This window comes from Botryobacter ruber, assembly GCF_003347595.2.
GTDB classification, from domain to species: Bacteria; Bacteroidota; Bacteroidia; order Cytophagales; family Hymenobacteraceae; genus Pontibacter; species Pontibacter ruber_A.
Genome location: NZ_QCZK02000055.1, coordinates 1 through 20,898 on the forward strand (window position 1 = coordinate 1; position 20,898 = coordinate 20,898).

5 protein-coding genes and 1 pseudogene are annotated in these 20,898 nt (G+C 53.0%); all 6 read left to right on the plus strand.

Translation table 11 applies throughout. From position 1 onward, the window contains the following. A pseudogene (locus DCW36_RS23045) lies at positions 1-123 on the plus strand (InlB B-repeat-containing protein); the annotation flags it as partial. Between the two features lie 9 nt (positions 124-132). Next, positions 133-9,156, plus strand: a complete 9,024-nt coding sequence (locus tag DCW36_RS18160; RefSeq protein WP_240676236.1) for an InlB B-repeat-containing protein — start codon at positions 133-135, stop codon at positions 9,154-9,156. 727 nt (positions 9,157-9,883) lie between these two features. Beyond that, positions 9,884-13,474 carry an InlB B-repeat-containing protein gene (locus DCW36_RS18165; protein WP_114778196.1) on the plus strand — a complete coding sequence of 1,197 codons (3,591 nt, stop codon included), beginning with the start codon at positions 9,884-9,886 and terminating at the stop codon, positions 13,472-13,474. Between the two features lie 187 nt (positions 13,475-13,661). Then, on the plus strand, positions 13,662-16,892 hold the full coding sequence (locus DCW36_RS18170) for a T9SS type A sorting domain-containing protein (RefSeq protein WP_164891172.1): 3,231 nt from the start codon (positions 13,662-13,664) through the stop codon (positions 16,890-16,892). A gap of 797 nt (positions 16,893-17,689) precedes the next feature. Continuing rightward, positions 17,690-18,484, plus strand: a complete 795-nt coding sequence (locus DCW36_RS18175) for a polysaccharide biosynthesis/export family protein (protein ID WP_114778198.1) — start codon at positions 17,690-17,692, stop codon at positions 18,482-18,484. A gap of 17 nt (positions 18,485-18,501) precedes the next feature. Beyond that, positions 18,502-20,826 carry a GumC family protein gene (locus DCW36_RS18180; RefSeq protein ID WP_114778455.1) on the plus strand — a complete coding sequence of 775 codons (2,325 nt, stop codon included), beginning with the start codon at positions 18,502-18,504 and terminating at the stop codon, positions 20,824-20,826. The last annotated feature ends 72 nt before the right edge of the window (positions 20,827-20,898 follow it).

Below are 20,898 nucleotides of genomic sequence, written 5' to 3' on the forward strand. Positions count from 1 at the left end.
ACCAAAAGCCCCAACCAGGCCACCTACGCCAGCGGCAGCACGGTTACCCTTACAGCTACGCCGGCTGCTGGCTACGTCTTTTCAGGATGGAGTGGCGACGCTACGGGTACAACCAATCCGCTGACGGTAACCATGAACAGTAACAAGTCCATTACGGCCACCTTTACCGCTGTTCCCAGTTATAGCTTGTCGGTTAGTACCTCTGGCAGCGGTACTGTTACCAAAAGCCCCAACCAGGCCACCTACACCAGTGGCAGCACGGTTACACTCACAGCTACGCCGGCTCCCGGTTATGTTTTCTCCGGCTGGAGCGGCGATGCATCGGGCACTACTAATCCACTGTCGGTGACCATGAACAACAACAAGTCCATCACGGCTACCTTTGTTGTCGACACCAATGAATATAGTCTCTCGCTCAGCACTTCGGGCAGCGGCACCGTCTCTAAAAGCCCTAATCAAACGACCTACACCAGTGGCAGCACCGTCTCCTTAACAGCTACGCCAGCCGCTGGCTACGTCTTTTCAGGATGGAGCGGCGATGCTACAGGAACTGCCAATCCACTGTCGGTAACCATGACCAGCAACAAGTCCATTACGGCTACTTTTGTTGCTGTTTACAGCCTGTCGGTCAGCACCTCTGGCAGCGGTACTGTTGCGAAGAGTCCGAACCAGGCCACCTACACCAGCGGCAGTACCGTCTCGCTGACGGCGACTCCGGCTTCCGGCTATGCTTTCACGGGCTGGAGCGGGGATGCGTCGGGTACTGCCAACCCGCTGTTGGTGACCATGAACAGCAACAAAAACATCACGGCTACCTTTACCGCTCTTCCCAGCGGGCCACAGGTGACAGGCTTTGTACTCGTCGATGCCAGCACAGAACAGGACATCCGTCCCGTTAGCAACGGAGATATCATTGCGCTTTCCTCGTTGCCTGACACCAAGCTCAACATCCGTGGCAACACCTCACCATCCACGGTGGGCAGCGTGGTCCTGGAGTTAAGCGGCACCCAGAGCAAGACCTATACCGATGACCGTGCCCCCTATACTCTACACGGCGACAACGGCAATGGCAACTACTACTACGGCAACTGGAATCCGCCGGCAACAGGCACCTATACGCTCAAGGCCACGCCTTATTCTGGGAGCAATGGAACCGGCACGCCCGGTACTCCGCTCATTGTCTCCTTTACCTTTGTGCAATCGGACCAGACACCACCCGCTGTGGTAAGCATAAAGCGCCAGACACCTGCTACCACTACTACTGGTGCTACCTCAGTTGTATTCCGGGCATCTTTTTCTGAAAAGGTGAACGGTGTCGATGCATCGGATTTTGTGCCAACAGTTCCGGCAGGAACGTTGTCTGCCAGTGTTTCTTCTGTAGCTGCTGCTGGCACCGACGGTAGCACCTACGACATCACCGTTAGCCCGGTAACAGGAAACGGGGAGCTACGGCTGGACCTGAAAGCCAGTGGCACTAGTATTGTGGATGGAAACAGCAACGCCATCAGCGGCGGCTTTACCGCTGGTGAAAGCTATACTATTCTGCAGGATTTTGAACCCCCGGTGGTGCTGAGCATCAGCAGGCAGTCGCCGGAAGCAGACAGCACCAATGCTACGGCTGTTACCTTCCGGGCTGTTTTCTCAGAAGGAGTAAACGGCGTGGATGCAAATGATTTCAGCCTCGCCATATCCGGCGCTTTAACCGGGGTGGTAAACTCCGTGGCTGCCATTGGCACTGACGGCTCTACCTACGACATCGTCGTCAGTCCCGTTGAAGGAGACGGCAAGCTGCGGCTGGACCTGAAAGCCAGTGGAACCGGCATCGGGGATGGTGCAGGCAATCCCATCAGCGGCGGCTTTACCACCGGTGAAACATACACCATCCGGCAGGACGTGGAGGGACCGGTGGTGCTGCGCATCAGCAGGCAATCGCCGGCGGTAGACAGCACCGATGCCACCTCCGTTACCTTCCGGGCTGTTTTTTCCGAAGAAGTCTTTGGGCTGGATGAGGCAGATTTCACGGTTGTCACGACCGGTGTGCTTAGTGGAGCGGTTAGTTCAGTTGCGGCCGTTGGCTCTGACGGCACTACCTTTGATATCGTCGTCAGCCCGGTATCGGGTGATGGGAAGCTGCGGCTGGACCTGAACGATACTGGTACCGGTATTACAGATGTACTGGGCAATACGAGCAGCGGCGGCTTTACCTCCGGAGAAGTTTATACCATCCGGCAGGACCTGGAACCGCCGGTGGTGCTGAGCATCAGCAGGCAGTTGCCGGAAGCAGACAGCACCCTTGCCGGCACCGTTACCTTCCGGGCTACTTTCTCCGAAGGCGTTACCGGTGTGGATGCGGCAGATTTTGCTGTTGTGGCCTCTGGTGGGCTCAGTGGTGGTAGTATTGCTGCTGTAACGGAAGCAGATACAGCAGGCATCAGCTACGACATTACCGTTAACTCATTTTCAGGAGAGGGTAATCTGCGGCTGGACCTGAATGCCGCTGGCACCGGTGTTACGGATGTTATTGGCAATACGATTACCAGCGGCTTTACTTCCGGCGAAGTTTATATGATTCTGGAGGCGCCGGAAGTAGTGAGCATCAGCAGGCAGTCACCGGCGGCAGACAGCACCGATGCTACAGCTGTTACTTTCCGGGCTGTTTTCTCCGAAGCAGTGAGTGGCGTAGACGAGGCAGACTTTGCGCTTAGTATCGTTTCAGGTACAATAAGCGGCGAGGTTTCTGCGGTGGTGCCTGTGGATCTGGAAAATACCATCTACGACATTGTGGTTGGCGCCATCGAGGGTGACGGTAAACTGCGGCTGGACCTGAAAGCCGACAGCACCGGTATTACGGATGCCATAGGCAATGCCATCAGCGGCGGCTTTACTTCCGGTGAAATTTACACCATCCAGCAGACTGTTATTGATGCCGTGGCGCCGGAAGTGCTGAGCATCAACAGGCACTCACCACCAGAAGACAGTACCGGTACCACCTCCGTTACGTTCCGGGCCACTTTCTCGGAAGGCGTCAGTGGCGTAGATAAAACTGATTTTACACTTACCACTGTTTCAGGTACCGTAAGCGGCAGTATTTCTGTCATTGTTCCGGTGGATATGGAAAAAACGATCTACGATATTGTGGTCAGCTCCATCCAGGGAGACGGTGTGTTGCGCCTGGACCTGAATGCCGGTGGTACCGGCATTGCAGATGGCGCAGGCAATGCCATCAGCGGCGGCTTTACCACCGGCGAAACCTACACCATTCAGCAGACACCTCCGGATGAGGTGGCGCCGGTGGTGCAGCGCATCAACAGGCAGTCACCGCTTAGCGATACCACCGATGCTACGATTGTTACCTTCCGGGCAACTTTCTCTGAAGCAGTGAGTGGGGTGGATGCTGCAGACTTTACCCTTGTGATATCCGGGGCGCTCAGCGGGGCAATTGATGCTGTAGCCGCCGCAGATACCACAGGCATCAGCTACGACATCAGCATTCGCTCCATTCTAGGAAATGGCGTATTGCGGCTGGACCTGAAATCCAGTGGCACAGGCATAGTAGATGGGGCAGGAAATGCTATCGGCACAGGCTTTACCACGGGCGAAAAATACGTTATAGAGCAGGATGTGGAACCGCCGGTGGCGCTGAGCATCAACAGGCAAACACCAGCGACAGACACCACCGATGCTACGGCTGTTACCTTCCGGGCTACTTTCTCTGAAGCAGTGAGTGGGGTGGATGCAGCAGACTTTACCCTGATTCCATCCGGAGCAGTAAGCGGAGCAATAGGCTCTGTCGCGGCTGTTGGCACCGACAGCACTGCCTACGACATCGTTGTCAGCTCCATCCTGGGAGACGGCAAGCTGCGGCTGGACCTGAATTCGGTAGGTACCGGTATCGAGGATGGGGCAGGCAATGCCATTAGCAGCGGCTTTACCGGAGGAGAAAGCTATGTTATCAAGCAGGACGTGGTGGCGCCGGTGGTGCAGCGCATCAACAGGGAATTACCTTTAACCGATACTACCGATGCTACGGCTGTTACCTTCCGGGCAACTTTCTCTGAAGCAGTGAGTGGGGTGGATGCTGCAGACTTTACCCTTGTGATATCCGGGGCGCTCAGCGGGGCAATTGATGCTGTAGCCGCCGCAGATACCACAGGCATCAGCTACGACATCAGCATTCGCTCCATTCTAGGAAATGGCGTATTGCGGCTGGACCTGAAATCCAGTGGCACAGGCATAGTAGATGGGGCAGGAAATGCTATCGGCACAGGCTTTACCACCGGCGAAAAATACGTTATAGAGCAGGATGTGGAACCGCCGGTGGCGCTGAGCATCAACAGGCAAACACCAGCGACAGACACCACAGATGCTACAGCTGTTACCTTCCGGGCTACTTTCTCTGAAGCAGTGAGTGGGGTGGATGCAGCAGACTTTACCCTGATCCCATCCGGAGCAGTCAGCGGAGCAATAGACTCTGTCGCAGTTGTTGGCACCGACAGCACTGCCTACGACATCGTCGTCAGCTCCATCCTGGGAGACGGTAAGCTGCGGCTGGACCTGAATTCGGTAGGTACCGGTATCGAGGATGGGGCAGGCAATGCCATCAGCAGCGGCCTTACCTCCGGCCAGACATACACCATTATCCAGACACCTCCGGATACGGAAGCGCCCGAGGTAGCGAGCATCAACAGGCTGTCGCCCCCGGCAGACAGCACCGATGCCACCTCGGTTACTTACCGGGCAATTTTCTCCGAAGCAGTGAGTGGCGTAGACGAGGCAGACTTTGCGCTTACAATTCTTTCAGGTACAGTAAGCGGTGCGGTTTCGGTGGTGGTGCCTGTGGATATGGAAAAAACGATCTACGATATTGTGATCAGCTCCATCCAGGGCGACGGTAAACTGCGCCTGGACCTGAATGCAGACAGTACCGGTATCGTGGATGCAGCAGGAAATGCGATCGGCGGCGGCTTTACTTCCGGTGAGGTTTACACCATCCAGCAGACATTTATTGATGCTGTAGCGCCGCAAATACTGAGTATTAACAGGCAGTCGCCACTGGTAGACAGTACGGGCGTTACCTCTGTTACTTTCAGGGCTACCTTCTCAGAAGGGGTGAGCGGTGTTGATAAAGCAGACTTTACGCTTACCACAGTCAGAGGTACAGTAAAGGGCAAGATTACGGTTGCGTTGTCTGTTGATAAGGAAAAAACTACCTACGACATTGTTGTCGGTTCCATTAAGGGCGACGGTAAACTGCGCCTGGACTTAAATTCGGGCGGCACCGGTATTACAGATGGCGCAGGCAATGCGATCAGCGGCGGCTTTACCACCGGAGAGATGTATACCATCCGGCATGACTTAGTAGCGCCGGTGGTGCTGAGCATCAACAGGCAATCGCCGGCGGTAGACAGCTCCGATGTTACGGCTGTTACCTTCCGGGCCACCTTCTCAGAAGAAGTAACCGGCGTAGATGCAGCAGACTTTGCAATTGTCACAACCCGGACGTTGACTGGAGTAATTGATTCTGTAACTGCTGTCGGCACCGACGGTACCACCTACGACATCTTCCTCAGCCAGGTGCTGGGCGACGGTAAACTGCGGCTGGATCTGAATGCCAGTGGAACCGGTATCAAAGATATTGCCACCAATGCCATTAGTGGCGGCTTTACTACCGGAGAGGTGTTTACCATCCGGCATGACCTGGTGCTGCCGGAGCTGTTGAGCATCAGCAGGCTGGAACCCGCAGCAGACAGTACCGATGCTACGGCTGTTACCTTCCGGGCAACTTTCTCTGAAGAAGTAAGCGGTGTGGATGCAGCCGACTTTGCGGTGGTCACCGTCACACCCAGAACGTTAGATGCAACGATTGCTTCGGTAGTTGCCTTTGGCACCGGTGGCACCACCTACGACATCATCCTCAACCCGGTACTGGGCGACGGTAAGCTGCGCCTGGATCTGAAAGCAACAGGCACACGTATCGAGGACCCGGCAGGCAATGCGATCAGTGGCGGCTTTACCACCGGGGAGGTGTATACCATCCGGCAGGACCTGGTGGAACCGGAGTTGCTGAGCCTCAACAGGCAGTCGCCGCTGGCAGACAGTACCGATGCCACCTCCGTTACCTTCCGGGCGACCTTCTCGGAGGGAGTTATCGGTGTGGATGCAGCCGACTTTGCGGTGGTTACTGTTACACCCAGAACGTTAGATGTAACGATTAATGCAGTAGTTGCCGTCGGCACCGACGGTACCACCTACGACATCGTCCTCGACCCGGTACTGGGCGACGGTAAACTGCGCCTGGACCTGAAAGCCAGCGGCACCGGTATTGCAGACCCGATAGGCAATATGATCAGTGGCGGCTTTACTACCGGAGAGGTGTATACCATCCGGCAGGACCTGGAACCGCCGGTGGTGCTGCGCATCAGCAGGCACTTGCCGGTAGTAGATAGTTCGGATGTTACGGCTGTTACCTACCGGGCTGTTTTCTCAGAAGGGGTTCTGGGCGTAGATGCAGCAGACTTTTCTGTTGTCACAACCAATACGTTAACCGGAACAATTAATTCAGTAGTTGCCGTCGGCACCGACGGCACCACCTACGACATTCTCCTCGATCCGGTATTGGGAGACGGTAAACTGCGGCTGGACCTGAAAGCCAGCGGTACCGGTATTGCAGACCCGATAGGCAACGTGATGAACAGCGGCTTTACTTCAGGAGAAGTTTATACCATCCGGCAGGATGTGGTGGCGCCGGTGATGCTGAGTATCAACAGGTACTCGCCGGCAGTAGACAGCACCGATGCCACCTCCGTCACCTTCCAGGCAACGTTCTCGGAAGGCGTGAAAGGTGTGGATGCGGCGGATTTCACGGTGGTTACGACCGGCGTGCTGAGTGGTGTGATTAGCGCAGTAGTAGCTGTCGGCACCGACGGAACTACCTACAACATCACCCTCAATCCTGTTTCGGGAAATGGCGACTTGCGCCTGGACCTGAAAGCCAGCGGTACCGGCATCCGGGATATCGCAACCAACCCCATCAGTGGCGGCTTTACCACCGGTGAGATTTATGAGATTCAGCAACGGCCAACGCTGCTGAGCATCAGCCGTAAGGTACCGGTTGCCTATACCACCGATACGACTTCCGTTACGTACCGGGCCGTTTTCTCGGAGCGTGTGACAGGCGTAGATGCAGCAGACTTCAATGTAGTTGTGTCCGGAACCTTAAGTGGCGTAGTTAAAGCTGTAGCTGCCGTTGGCACCGAAGGCACTACCTATGATATTCCCGTTGGAACAATAGTTGGAGACGGTATCCTGGGCCTGGCACTGAAAACAAGCGGCACCGGTATTGTAGATGTAACAGGTAATGCTTTCATGGAAGCGCCTTACGCAAGCGAGAGCTATAACGTGCAGCAGCCGCCAACCGTGCTGAGCATTAAACGCTATAACCCCACTACCTCTGCCAGCCACAATGCTTCTTCTGTTATCTACAGGGTCAGTTTCTCGGAACGGGTTACCGGGGTAGATTATACTGATTTTATAGCGAAGGCTGTCTCGGGTCCGGTGAGCGGCGTGCTGGCTCCTGACGCAGTGGCGCCTGTGGGTACAGATGGCAAAACGTATGAAGTTACCATCAGTTCTATCACCGACGAGGGTATCCTGCGCCTGGACCTCAAACCTACCGGAACAGGTATTGCCGATGCAGTGGGGAACGCCATCCGGAGTGGCTTTACCACTGGCGAAACCTATATTTTCGAGGAAGCATCGCCAGGACAAGGGTTCTCTTCGGTTATCGACCTGGCGCCGCTGGAGATATCTAAAAATACACAGGACAAGCCCCAGTCAAAAGTGTGGATGCATGATGGCAAGCACTGGACCGTGCTGCCAGACAACAATGGTACCCATATCTGGCGCCTGGACAGCGCTACCTGGACCCGGGCCTATACGGTTTCTTCCACTTCATCCAGCAGGGCTGACTGTAAAGTGGTGGGCAATGTGGTGCATATTTTCCTGTTCCGTGGAAGTTCCACCTCTTACCTGGCATCGGTGCAATACGATGCGGCGAGCAAAAACTATAAGGCCTGGTCGCAGAGGTCCGGTCTGTCTGAAGTTGATCTTGACCCCGAGCCGGAAACGGCGACCATGGACATAGACGGCACCGGCAGGATGTGGGTAGCTTACGACGGGCGTAACAATGTAAAGGTGCGCTGGAGCGATCCGCCTTACACTGCCTGGAGTGCACCAGATACCCTTGCCACAGGTATACATGAAGATGACATCTGCGCGGTGGTGGCATTGCCCGGTAAAGTTGGCGTGCTTTGGTCAAACCAGAACACAAAACTTTTCGGCTTCAGAACCCATACCGACGGCGCCGCCTCCACTGTGTGGTCGGCGGATGAAGCACCTTGTTCATCGTCGGCACAGGATGTGGGCTATGGTATGGCCGATGATCATATGAACATGGCAGTTGGCAGCGACGGCACCCTGTATTGTGCCGTAAAGACAGGCTTCGACAAATCGGGTTACATCAAACTGGCGCTGATGGTAAGGCGTGCGGAAGGCTCCTGGGATGGCCTTTACAAAGTAACCGATGTGGAAGGAACCAGGCCTATTATACTGCTGAATGAGGCTATCGGCAAGATCAGAATTGTGTATACCGAAGTTGAAAATGGCGGCAACATTCTGTACAGGGAATCTCAGATGTACAATGTTTCCTTCAGTACGCCGCTTACGTTAATGAGAGGTACCTATAACTATGTCACCAGCATCAAAGACAACCATACCTCCGAAGTGGTGATCCTGGCCTCGAACGATACTGCTGCCGTTGGAGTGCTTGGAATTGATGGTTTGGCTGCTTCCTCAACTGCTGCTGCAACCTTGGTTTCGGTGCAGGAGAAAGACAAGGACGGAGAACTGCAGGCCTATCCGAATCCGTTTACGTCCACAGTAACCATTACGTATGCGTTACCGGAGGAAGGGGAGTACACCCTGACGCTGTACGACAGCAAAGGTGCCCAGGTAAACGCGATCAGCAGGGGCAGGGCAGAGGCAGGCGAACTGCATACGGTTGAGGTGGACGGCACAAAACTGAGCAGGGGGCTTTACTTCATCCGGCTGCAGACGGCCCAGGGTACCCGGTCCTTGAAACTGGTACTTGAAAAGTAAGCGGTGCCGTACAGGCAGGTGTAGCAACACGAAGCCTGACGACAGGCTGTTCACAACAAAAACAGCACGAGCTTTTTAGCTCGTGCTGTTTTTTTATGCTTTCGGTTTTAAAACAACTGCCACAGTTCAGCAGCAGAGGCTGTGGTGGCAGGCGCAGCAGCGTTTTTTACATGCGTCGCAGGCCCCGAAACGCTTCTGCTCCTGCCACCACAGCCTCTGCTCCACGTGTGCTATGAAAGTAGTTGTCCTCCATCGTAGATGGCGGTTTAAGGTCTGCTGCACCAGTCACCACAGCCTCTGCTGCTCGTCTGGAAGGTAGCGGTTTAGTTGCACAGGCGGGTTGGCATCGGTTCCTGTTCCTGCTCCTGCATTCAACCTATTTCATGGTGTAAGAGATGCAGTTTAAGCCTCAGGGGAACACAATAGCAGCATTTCTATATAGAGTCACAGCGATAAAGTACAAAAAATGTCTTTCGCATGCCAAACTGCTGCCTATACAATTCCAAAGCGTGCTTTAACTAAATACTGCTTTACCGTTTAAACTTATTATAGTGTTATTCTTATAATGTAAGAGAAGATGAAGTTTTTAATTGCTTCATTAGCAGGTTGGTGGGCGGGGATTTTAGGCTGCTTGCAGATTTTTTGTTCAAGCGACTCTCGGAGAGAAAAGGGACGCAGCAGCTACATTTTTTAACATTATGTTCAATACTCTTACATTGTTACGCTTATGATTGTTAATACTATTACTTTATTTGTTACAATTTTATTGCCTTTAAGTTTGTTTGCGCAGGCAAGCATCGTACCGTTTGGTTCTGACTGGAAATACCAGGATAACGGAACTGACCTGGGCGTAGCCTGGCGTGCCGCCTCCTTTGACGACAGTAGCTGGGAAACAGGCAACGGAAAGTTTGGGTATGGCGAGAGCGGGCTTGCCACCTTGGTAGACTATGGTCCCGACTCAGATGAAAAATACATCACGACCTATTTCCGGAAGGATGTAAGTATTGCTGATATGAGTGACTACGCTTCGGTGGAAGGCAGTATGTACTGTGACGATGGGCTGGTGGTGTATGTGAACGGGGAGGAGGTGCATCGTTACAACCTTCCGGACGGCACTGTCTCCTACAACACACTTGCTTCCGGTGCCGACGACGACGGGGATGACGTGCATTCTTTTCCCATCAGCCCTGCTGTTTTTGAAAACGGTACGAACGTGATAGCCGTGGAGGTACACCAGTCAAAGCCAAGTTCTTCGGATATAGTTTTTGACATGCAACTGGCGGGTGTCGAAGAAACTACTGCTGCGGTTGCAGACGAGCAGCAGGTAACGGGTTTTATACTGATTGACTCGCACACCGAACAGGAAGTAAAACCTATTTCCAATGGCGATGTTATCTCGCTGGCCTCGCTGCCTTCCTCTAAAGTAAACATCCGCGCCGTCACCTCCCCGGCCTCGGTGGGCAGTGTGATTTTTGAGCTGAGCGGCACCCAGAGCAAGACCTATACCGACCGGGCCGCTCCCTATGCGCTGCACGGCGACAACGGCGACGGCAACTACTACTACGGCAACTGGAATCCGCCGGCAACAGGCTCCTACACGTTGAAGGCTACACCTTACTCCGGCAGCGACGGCACTGGCACTCCCGGTACGCCGCTCACCATCTCCTTTACCTTTGTGGAAGATGATGGTACTCCGCCTCCTGCCGAACAATACAGCCTTTCGGTCAGCACATCCGGCAGCGGTACCGTTACGAAGAACCCTAACCAAACGACCTACGACAGCGGCAGTACCGTTTCCTTAACAGCTTCGCCAGCCTCCGGCTATGCCTTTGCCGGCTGGAGCGGAGACGCATCCGGCACTACCAACCCGTTGTCGGTGACGATGAACAGCAACAAGTCTATCACGGCTACTTTTACCGCTGTTTCCTCTGGTGAATACAGCCTTTCGGTGAGTACAACGGGCAGCGGTACCGTTACCAAAAGCCCGGACCAGGCCACCTACACCAGCGGCAGCACCGTTACGCTAGAGGCAACACCGGCCTCCGGCTACACCTTTTCCGGCTGGAGCGGCGATGCTTCGGGTACGACCAACCCGCTGGCAGTTACCATGAACAGCAACAAAAACATCACGGCTAACTTCGTTGCCGTTTCCAGCAGTCAGCAGGTGACAGGCTTTATGCTCGTCGATTCCAAAACGGAGCAGGAAGTCAAGCCTATTTCCAACGGAGAAGTGATCAGCCTGGCTTCGCTGGACAACACGAAACTAAACATCCGCGCCGTCACTTCTCCGTCCTCGGTAGGCAGTGTGATCTTTGAGTTGAGCGGCACCCAGAGCAAGACCTATACCGACCAGGCCGCACCTTACGCGCTGCACGGCGACAACGGCAGCGGCAACTACTACTACGGCAACTGGAATCCGCCGGCAACAGGCTCCTACACGTTGAAGGCTACACCTTACTCCGGCAGCGGCACGCCCGGCACGCCGCTCACCATCTCCTTTACCTTTGTGGAAGAGGGTGGCACGCCAACAACAGATCAAACCCCTCCTTATGTGGTTAGCATCAGCCGCCTGTCGCCAACTACTTCTACCACAAGTGCGACATCAGTTGTATTCAGAGTTGCTTTTTCGGAGGGTGTTGTAGGAGTGGGCACAGCTGATTTTACAGCTACCCGCGTGTCGGGTACCGTGAGCGGAAGTGTTTCCGGTGTTACCTCTGGCAGCTCAACCTACGACGTCACCGTCAGCTCGATTACCGGAGAGGGCGAACTGCGCCTGGACCTCAAGGCCAGCGGTACCGGTATTGCGGATGCAGCGGGCAATGCCATCAGCGGCGGCTACACCAGCGGGCAGAGCTATCTTATACAGGCTTCGTCAGGCGGCGGCGGTGGAAGTTCGGGACCAGGATTCGCCTCTGTGACGCCACTTACACCATTGTCGGTATCGAAAAATACGGCAGATAAGCCACAGTCTAAAGTGTGGATACACGACGGGAAGCACTGGACGATCATGCCCAACTCGTCAGGCACGCATATCTGGCGGCTCGATGGCACCACCTGGACACGAATTTTAACGCTCATTTCCAGCTCCTCTGCCCGGGCAGACTGCAAGGTGGTTGGAAATGTGGTACACGCACTTCTTTTCAGAGGCAGCTCCACTTCTTACCTGGTATCGGCAGAATATGACCCGGCTACAAAAACCTACAAAGCCTGGACACAACGCACGACCAGAGCAGACGTTCCGATTGAAGATGATGCCGAAACAGCCACCATCGATATAGATGGGAACGGCAGGATGTGGGTAGCCTACGATGCGAGCAACGATGTATATGTACGCTGGAGCGATTCGCCTTATACGTCCTGGAGTTCCCCCATACGGCTTGCCTCCGGTATACTCGGAAATGAAGATGACATGTGTGCCGTCATCGCATTGCCCGGCAAAATTGGCGTACTGTGGTCGAACCAGAATACCGAGCGCTTTGGCTTCAGAACCCATACCGACGGTGCTTCCCCGACTTCCTGGTCAGGTGACGAGGCGCCCGGGGCGTCAGGAGCACTAAATATTGGCTACGGCCTGGCCGACGGGCACCTGAACATGGCCGTGGCCAGCGACGGTACCTTATATTGTGCCGTTAAAACCGGTTACGACAGGTCGGGCTATCCGAAGCTGGCGCTGCTGGTGCGTCGTCCGAACGGCAGCTGGGATAATCTCTATGCCGTTACCAATACCACGGAGGGAACCAGGCCTATTGTGATCTTGAATGAAACCATTGGCAGGGTCAGGGTTATCTACACGGAAATTGAGAATGGCGGCGACATCAGGTACCGCGAGTCTTCTACCTCCAACATCTCTTTCGGTTCCTCCTTCACTTTAATAAAAGGAGACTATAACTATGTGACCAGCATCAAGGCCAACCACAGCTCCGAAGTGGTAATCTTGGCCTCGAGCAGTTCGCAGGCCGTTGGCGTGCTGGCAAAGGACAATGTTTCTACTGTTTCAAGCACTTCGTCAACAGTTGCAGCTACGGCTGCTTTTGTAGCTGAAGAGGAGAACGATCTGCGGGGAGAGCTGCAGGTATATCCGAATCCGGTTTCGTCTGGCGGTACCATTACGTTTTCGTTGCCGGCAGATAGTGAGTATACCCTGAAACTGTACGACAGCAAAGGGGCTCAGGTAACCTGCATCAGCCAGGGCAGTGCTGCGGCAGGTAAGCTGTATACTGTTGAGTTGAATGGCGCAAGGTTGAACAGCGGGCTCTACATTGTAAGGCTGCAGACAGCTGAGGGGGTAAAGGCGCTTAAATTAATGGTTGAAAAGTAACGCAGAAACTATGGGTAAAAAGGTGAAAGTTTAAACTAAACGTTGTGCCACAGGTCCGGGGATCTGTGGCACAACTACTAAGTGTCGCATTTAAACGACAATGTCTCCAAACCAAAAGCTGCTAAAAGGCAGCTTTTTACGAATGTCCCGTCTATTTCTATCCTCGACACTAACCTGCATCTTACCTATGAAAACTTTTACCATTTCACTCATCTTAGTACTCCTGCTTCACATAAGTGTAGCCGCTCAGACAACTGTTTTCCCCTACAACTCTACCTGGAGTTACCTGGACAACGGCACCAACCAGGGCACCGCCTGGCGCGCCACCTCTTTCGACGACAGTAGCTGGAAAACAGGCACGGGCAAGTTTGGCTACGGCGAAAGCGGCCTCTCCACTACAGTGAACTATGGCTCCGATTCCAAAAACAAATACATCACCACCTATTTCAGAAAAACAATTACGATCGCCGATATCAGCGCTTTTGCCTCCTTCACAGGCAGTATGTACCGCGACGACGGGCTGGTGGTGTATGTGAACGGAGTGGAGGTACACCGCAGCAGCATGCCCACCGGTACTGTTTCCTACACCACCCTTGCCTACAGCCCAGACGACGATGGCCACGATGAGCAGACCTTCACCATCAGCAGTTCTTATTTTACAAGCGGCACCAATGTAATAGCCGTGGAGCTACACCAGTCGAAGCTGAACTCCTCCGATCTGATTTTTGACCTGGCTTTGTCTGCCACTGCGGGCACTTCGTCGCCTGTGGATGAAACAGCGCCAACCCTGGTGAGTATCAACCGGCAGTCTCCCTCAACCCAGACGACCAGCGCTACCGCTGTTGTTTTCCGGGCGACCTTCTCAGAGGCAGTTACCGGTGTGGACGCAGGCGACTTTACGTTTACCAAAATTTCGGGAACCGTGAGCGGCACCGTTAGTGCTGTGGCAGGTGTGGGAACAGACGGAAAAGCCTATGATATTACCGTTAGCTCGATTACCGGAGAAGGCGAACTGCGCCTGGACCTGAAGCCGAGCGGTACAGGTATTGCAGATGCGGCCAGCAATGCCATCAGCGGCGGGTTTACCAGCGGGCAGACGTACATCATTCAGCAGACAACGACGGAGCCGGTAGTGGACAACGCCACTTTCCCTTTTAAATCCGGTTGGAAATACCTGGACAACGGCACCAACCAGGGCACCGCCTGGCGTGCCACCTCTTTCGACGACAGTAGCTGGAAAACAGGTACGGGTAAGTTTGGCTACGGCGAAAGCGGCCTCTCCACTACAGTGAACTATGGCCCCGATTCCGGGAATAAATACATTACCACCTATTTCAGAAAGGCTGTGAATGTAGCAGACATCAGCGCCTACTCCTCCTTTGCCGGCAGCATGTATTGCGACGACGGCATGGTGGTGTATGTGAACGGGGTGGAGGTGTACCGCTACAACCTCTCCGGTACCGTTACCTATACCACGCTGGCCGCTGGTGCAAGCGACGACGGTCGTAACGAACATGCCTTTACCATCAGTCCTTCTGCTTTTGTAAACGGCACCAACGTGCTGGCGGTAGAGGTGCACCAGTCCAAAGCAAGTTCCTCCGATATCGTTTTTGACCTGGCACTGACAGGTGTTACAGGCACACCGCCAGCTACAGATGTAACCCGGCCTGTGGTGGAGAGTATTAACCGCCAGTCGCCCACTACCCAGACAACCAGCGCTACTGCTGTTACTTTCCGGGTTACTTTCTCCGAAAAAGTTAACAACGTAGACCGGGGCGACTTTACCGTTACCAGGACATCCGGATCGGTGAGCGGAACGCTGGCTTCTAACGCTATGGCCACGGTCGGGACAGATGGCACTACCTATGACCTTACCGTCAGTTCCATTTCAGGAGAAGGAACGCTGCGGTTGGACCTGAAGTCCAGCGGTACGGGCATTGTGGATGCGGCAGGCAATGCCATCAGCGGAGGCTTTACCAACGGGCAAACCTATACCATACAGCAGCAGGTTGCGCAGGGACCTGGATTTACCTCTGTTACTGACTTAACGCCTTTGTCTGTATCTAAAAACACCGCAGACAAACCGCAATCGAAACCTTGGTCTTATGCCGGCAAGCACTGGGCGGTGTTGCCCAACTCATCGGGTACGCACATCTGGCGACTGGACGGTACTACCTGGACCAGGGTGCTTGAAATTGCCTCCGGTACAAATTCGAAAGCAGACTGTAAGGTGGTGGGCAATGTGGTGCATATACTTTTATACAGAGGAGCTTCTTCGAATGCCTATGTTGTATCGGCAGAGTACGTTCCCGAAACCCAGACCTACAAACTCTGGTCAAAAAGAACTTCAGCAGCATCTTTTTCGCTTGAATCAGGGGCGGAAACGGCTACGTTAGACATGGATGGCAATGGCAGAATGTGGGTGGTGTACGATGGCACGAGTAATGTGAACGTGCGCTGGAGCGATTCGCCCTATTCCTCCTGGAGCTCACCTATTGTTGTTGCATCCGGCATAACCGACGATGATATTGCCGCCATTATTGCCATGCCCGGTAAAATAGGCGTGCTCTGGTCGAACCAGAACACGGAGCGCTTCGGCTTCAGAACCCACACCGACGGTGCCAGCCCTACCGACTGGGGAACAGATGAAGCGCCTGCCTCGAATGAGGCCAAAGATGTTGGCGCCGGCCTGGCCGACGACCACCTGAACATGGCCGTAGCCAGCGATGGTACCCTGTATTGCGCCGTAAAAACAGGGTACGACAGGTCCGGTTATCCGAAGCTGGCATTGCTGGTGCGCCGCCCTTCCGGCTCCTGGGACAAGCTCTACGAAGTGTCGCAGTCGGGTACCAGGTCTATCGTGATCCTGAACGAAAGAATCGGGCGGCTGCGCGTAATTTATACCGAAGTAGAAGATGGCGGCGATATCTTGTACCGGGAGTCCGCTACTGCCAACATTTCCTTTGGTTCTGCCATTACCTTAATTAAAGGTAACTACAATAACCCGACCAGCATCAAAGCCAACTTCAGCTCAGAAGTAGTGATACTGGCTTCTACGAGCAGCGAGGCAGTGGGTGTGCTGGCACGAGACGGTGACGCCGGTTTAAGTGCTTCGTCAACTGCTGGCGCTACGGCTGCCCGGTTTGGTGAAGTAGTACAAGGAGAGTTGCTGGCGTATCCGAACCCTTTCGTTTCCGACGTTACGATAACCTATGTGCTGCCGGAGGAAGGGGAGTATACCCTGGCGCTGTATGATAGTAAAGGAGCGCTGGTGTCCGTTATCGGTCAGGGCATGGCCCGGGCGGGTGAGCAGCAGACGGTTAAGGTTAACGGCGCTAACCTGGCCAGTGGCCTCTACTTTGTCAGACTGCAGACTGTCAAAGGAGCCCAGCTCCTGAAGCTGGTGGTTGAGCGATAGCGGGAGGCGGTAAAGCGGTTCGGGTTGCCGCACGGGCAGCAGGTAACGGAATGGTGGCAGGTGCAGCAGACTTTCCGGTAGCCTGCAAGCTAACCAGTAGCCTGCCCCGTGTTTTCAGCACAGAAGTAACCTGTGCTGAAGACGCGGGGCAGGCTATTTTTATGGGATGTTGCTGCAGGTACCTTGTTCCTGGTTTGCTGCACCTGCCACCACAGCCTCTGCTCCTGGTAGGGGGCTAACTCCTGCCTGTGGGCTACCGGAAAGTCTGCTGCACCTGCCACCACAGCCACAGCTCCACAACTGGTATTATCCGTGCCTGCCAGGCCTTAGCCGCCGGGCAAGACCAGTTTTAGCCGCTGCGCCAGTAAATTAAAGTTAGTCAATGTTTTAACGCGCATTATACGCGGATGCGGGATTATGGTACTGCATCCGGAGCAATAATTAAAAAATATAATAAAAAATAAATATTTTCTGGAATGCCTACAACTAAGCCAATGTTAAACCCGTATTAAATCTTGTTGTAGTTATCTAATAATAATTTAGGTTATTTGAATTTTAGTTAATTGTTATTTTATATAGATTATTCTTAACAGTTTAACAATCAGGGTATTGATTCAGGAGTTGCTGCTTTGGGAATAGCAAATTATATAAATAATCAGGATACAAAAGTTAAAGCTAAAACTACAATCCCTGTTTTTGTCCGGGCACAGCAGGTGCCCTGAACGGAACAAGGGAATAACTGGCAAATTGTTCTACTAAAAACCAGCTAGCTGGTCTATCTCAAAAACCCTTATGTTATGAAGATTCACCATCTTATAGCAGTAACATTGCTCTTGCTGAATTGTGTGTTCCTTTCGGCCTGTTCCAATTCAAAAGCAATCTATTTCTCTGAGACATCTGATCAAAAAGAAGCAGAGTTTTTAGCAACGGCCCAGGACCTGGAGCCGGTAATCCAGCCAAACGATTTATTGAGTATCTCTGTCAGCAGCCTGAACCCGGAAGCATCCGAGCTGTTCAATATTTCTGGTTCCACCGTGGTGCGTAACGCATCAGCAACAAACACCATATCGCCGGTAACGGGTTTTCTGGTAGACCAGGATGGTTATATCCAGTTTCCTTTCCTGGGGAAGATAAAAGCGGCCGGTTTAACGAAAAAAGAGTTTCAGGAAGGTATCAGGAAGGAGATCGTCCAAAGAAAATTACTGGTAGAACCGATAGTAGATATCCGTTACCTGAACTACAAGGTGTCGGTGCTGGGGGAGGTAGCGCGCCCCTCGGTGTTGACTATCCCAAACGAGAAAGTGACCATGCTGGAAGCGTTAGGCATGGCCGGTGACTTAACCTTATATGCCAACCGCGAAAATGTGTTGCTGATCAGGGAGGAAGGCGGGAAGAAAAAGCTTGCCAGAATAGATTTAACCTCAAACGAGCTGTTTACTTCTCCTTACTATTACCTCAAATCCAATGATATTCTTTATGTAGAGCCAAATGAAACCAAGATACAGAATGTAAGTGCGACCAGACAGTGGCTGCCGATTGTACTTAGCACTCTGTCGTTATTAGTAATCAGTATTGATCGATTGACAAGGTAATTTTTAAGTTTTTGGTTATGGAAAACAATACTAACTCTGAAGACAGCTTAGCCTCATCTGTAGTACATAAATACCTGCCCTTCTGGCCGCTGTTCGTTATTTTATCCGTTGTTTTCTTGTTGGGTGCGTGGGGTTACCTCCATTATTTTGCAGTACCTTCCTATGCGATAACGGCTTCACTTATTGTGAAAGATGAAAAGAAAGGTGTTGAAGATGCTAAAATGACAGAGGCGATCGATGCCTTCACCTCCAACACCATTGTAGAGAATGAAATCAATGTGATTCATTCCTTTACCTTGGTGAACAAAGTGGTGAACGAACTGATGCTGTATGCGCCGGTTTTTGAAGAGGATAAGTTTAAGTCAGTTCCTGCCTACACTACTTCTCCGGTGAGGCTGCAACTGAAATCGCCGGAAAATGCCAAAGAGTTCGAAAAGATTTACTTTACCTATGACGAAGCAGGCAGGCGGGTAACGGTTGGTAACAAGGCGTATCCGTTAAACAAATGGGTTAAGACGCCTTTTGGGGAGCTCCGGTTTATCCAAAACCAGAAGCAAACAGATGCTGCAGAAAAGCCTTTGTATTTTTCGATCATCAGGCCCAAGAAAGCCAGTAACCTGTTGCTGGCGAATATCTCCATCGAAACCTCCAACAAGCTTTCCAGTGTCATTAACCTGAGTATGCAGGATTATGTGCCGCAGCGGGGCGAAGATATTCTTAACACACTCATAAGGGCGTACAACGAAACAGCCGACTCCGACAAAAACAGGCTGGCAGCCCAGACCCTTGCCTTTGTTGAAGACAGGATAAGGCTTGTCGAGCAGGAGTTAACAGATTTGGAAAGTGAAATTGAGCAGTACAAATCCACCAGGGGAGCTGTAAACTTAAACGAACAGGGAAAACTCTACCTGGAAAAAGTAGGCGAAAACGACCGCAAAATTTCCGAAATCAATCTGCAGCTTGCCGTGCTGGATAAAGTGGAAAGCTACGTGGTTTCCAGGAAAAACACGGCAGGTATTATGCCCTCCACGCTGGGGGTGAGCGATCCGGCTTTATCGCAGGTGCTGCAGAAACTGCACACCGCCGAGATCGAGTACCAGAAACTGAAGCCCACCACTGCCGAAAACAACCCTTTGCTCATGGCTGTTTCGGATGAAATAGCAAGTATCAGGCCCGGCATTCTGGAGAACATCCGCAGCCAGCGGGTGAACTTAAAAACCAGCCTCGCCAACATTGTTGCCGCCAACAGCCAGTACAATGCCGAGTTGCGGGCAATCCCCGCAAAAGAAAGGGAACTGATAGAGATCAGCCGCCAGCAGTCCATTAAAAACGAGGCCTACAGCTTCCTGCTGCAGAAAAGGGAAGAAACCGTGCTCTCGAGTGCCCCTACAGACGGTGACGTCCGGGTGATCGATATGGCCGAAGCTTCGGTGCTGCCTGTAAGTCCTAAAAAACTGTACATCTACTTGTCTGCACTGCTGGTAGCCTTTGGGCTTGGCATCGGGCTGGTAACAGGTAGGGAGTTAATGAACGGAAAACTGTTGTTCAGGCACGAAATAGAAGAAAACATAAGTGCGCCTATCGTGGGCGAACTTACCAGCGTAAACAACCGGAAAGGAAGCCTTTTTGTAGAGCCTGCCGATACAGCCGTGATCGAACAGTTCAGGCAGCTACGGGCCACGATGGGGCTCTATGGGCGTACCTTCGTCAAAAAGAAAATCATGGTTGCCTCCAGCATACCCGGCGAAGGAAAAAGCTATGTGAGTACCAACCTGGCGCTAAGCCTTTCTGCCTCCGGCAAACAGGTAGCCCTGCTCGACTTCGACTTACGGAATCCTGTTACCTCGCAGCTGTTTGACCTCTACAAGGAAGCCGGTATCATCGAATACCTGAACGGCGAAGCGGTACGCCCGGAAGCCATTGTCAGGAAGACGGCTTTTAAAAACCTGAGCATGATTCCGGCCGGAACAGATGTAGGCGACCACACCGAGCTGCTGCTGAACGGGAAACTGGAAACCCTGTTCGCCTTTTTAGAAGACACCTTTGATTATATCATCATCGACACGCCACCTGTCGACCTTATTTCAGACGCGTACCTGCTGTCGGAATACTGCGACATTACACTGCTCGTGATGCGGCATGCGCATACGCCGAAACAGGTTGTGCAGCGCCTGGGGCAGAGCGGCAAACTGAAATCGTTGCGCAACGTGGCCATAGTTTTCAATGGTGTTAAACCCAGAGGCTTTGTTAACGGCAAGTATGGCTATGGCTACGGCTATGGTTACGAAGTTAAATATGGAAATAAAGTGTACCAGTCAAGGACCAAAACAGCAAAGGCGTAGGCGCCAGCCGGTCGTGTAGCTGCCGAAACAAAAGGATTTGTTGTGCCGGGTGGGTTTGGCAACAGGAGCTTA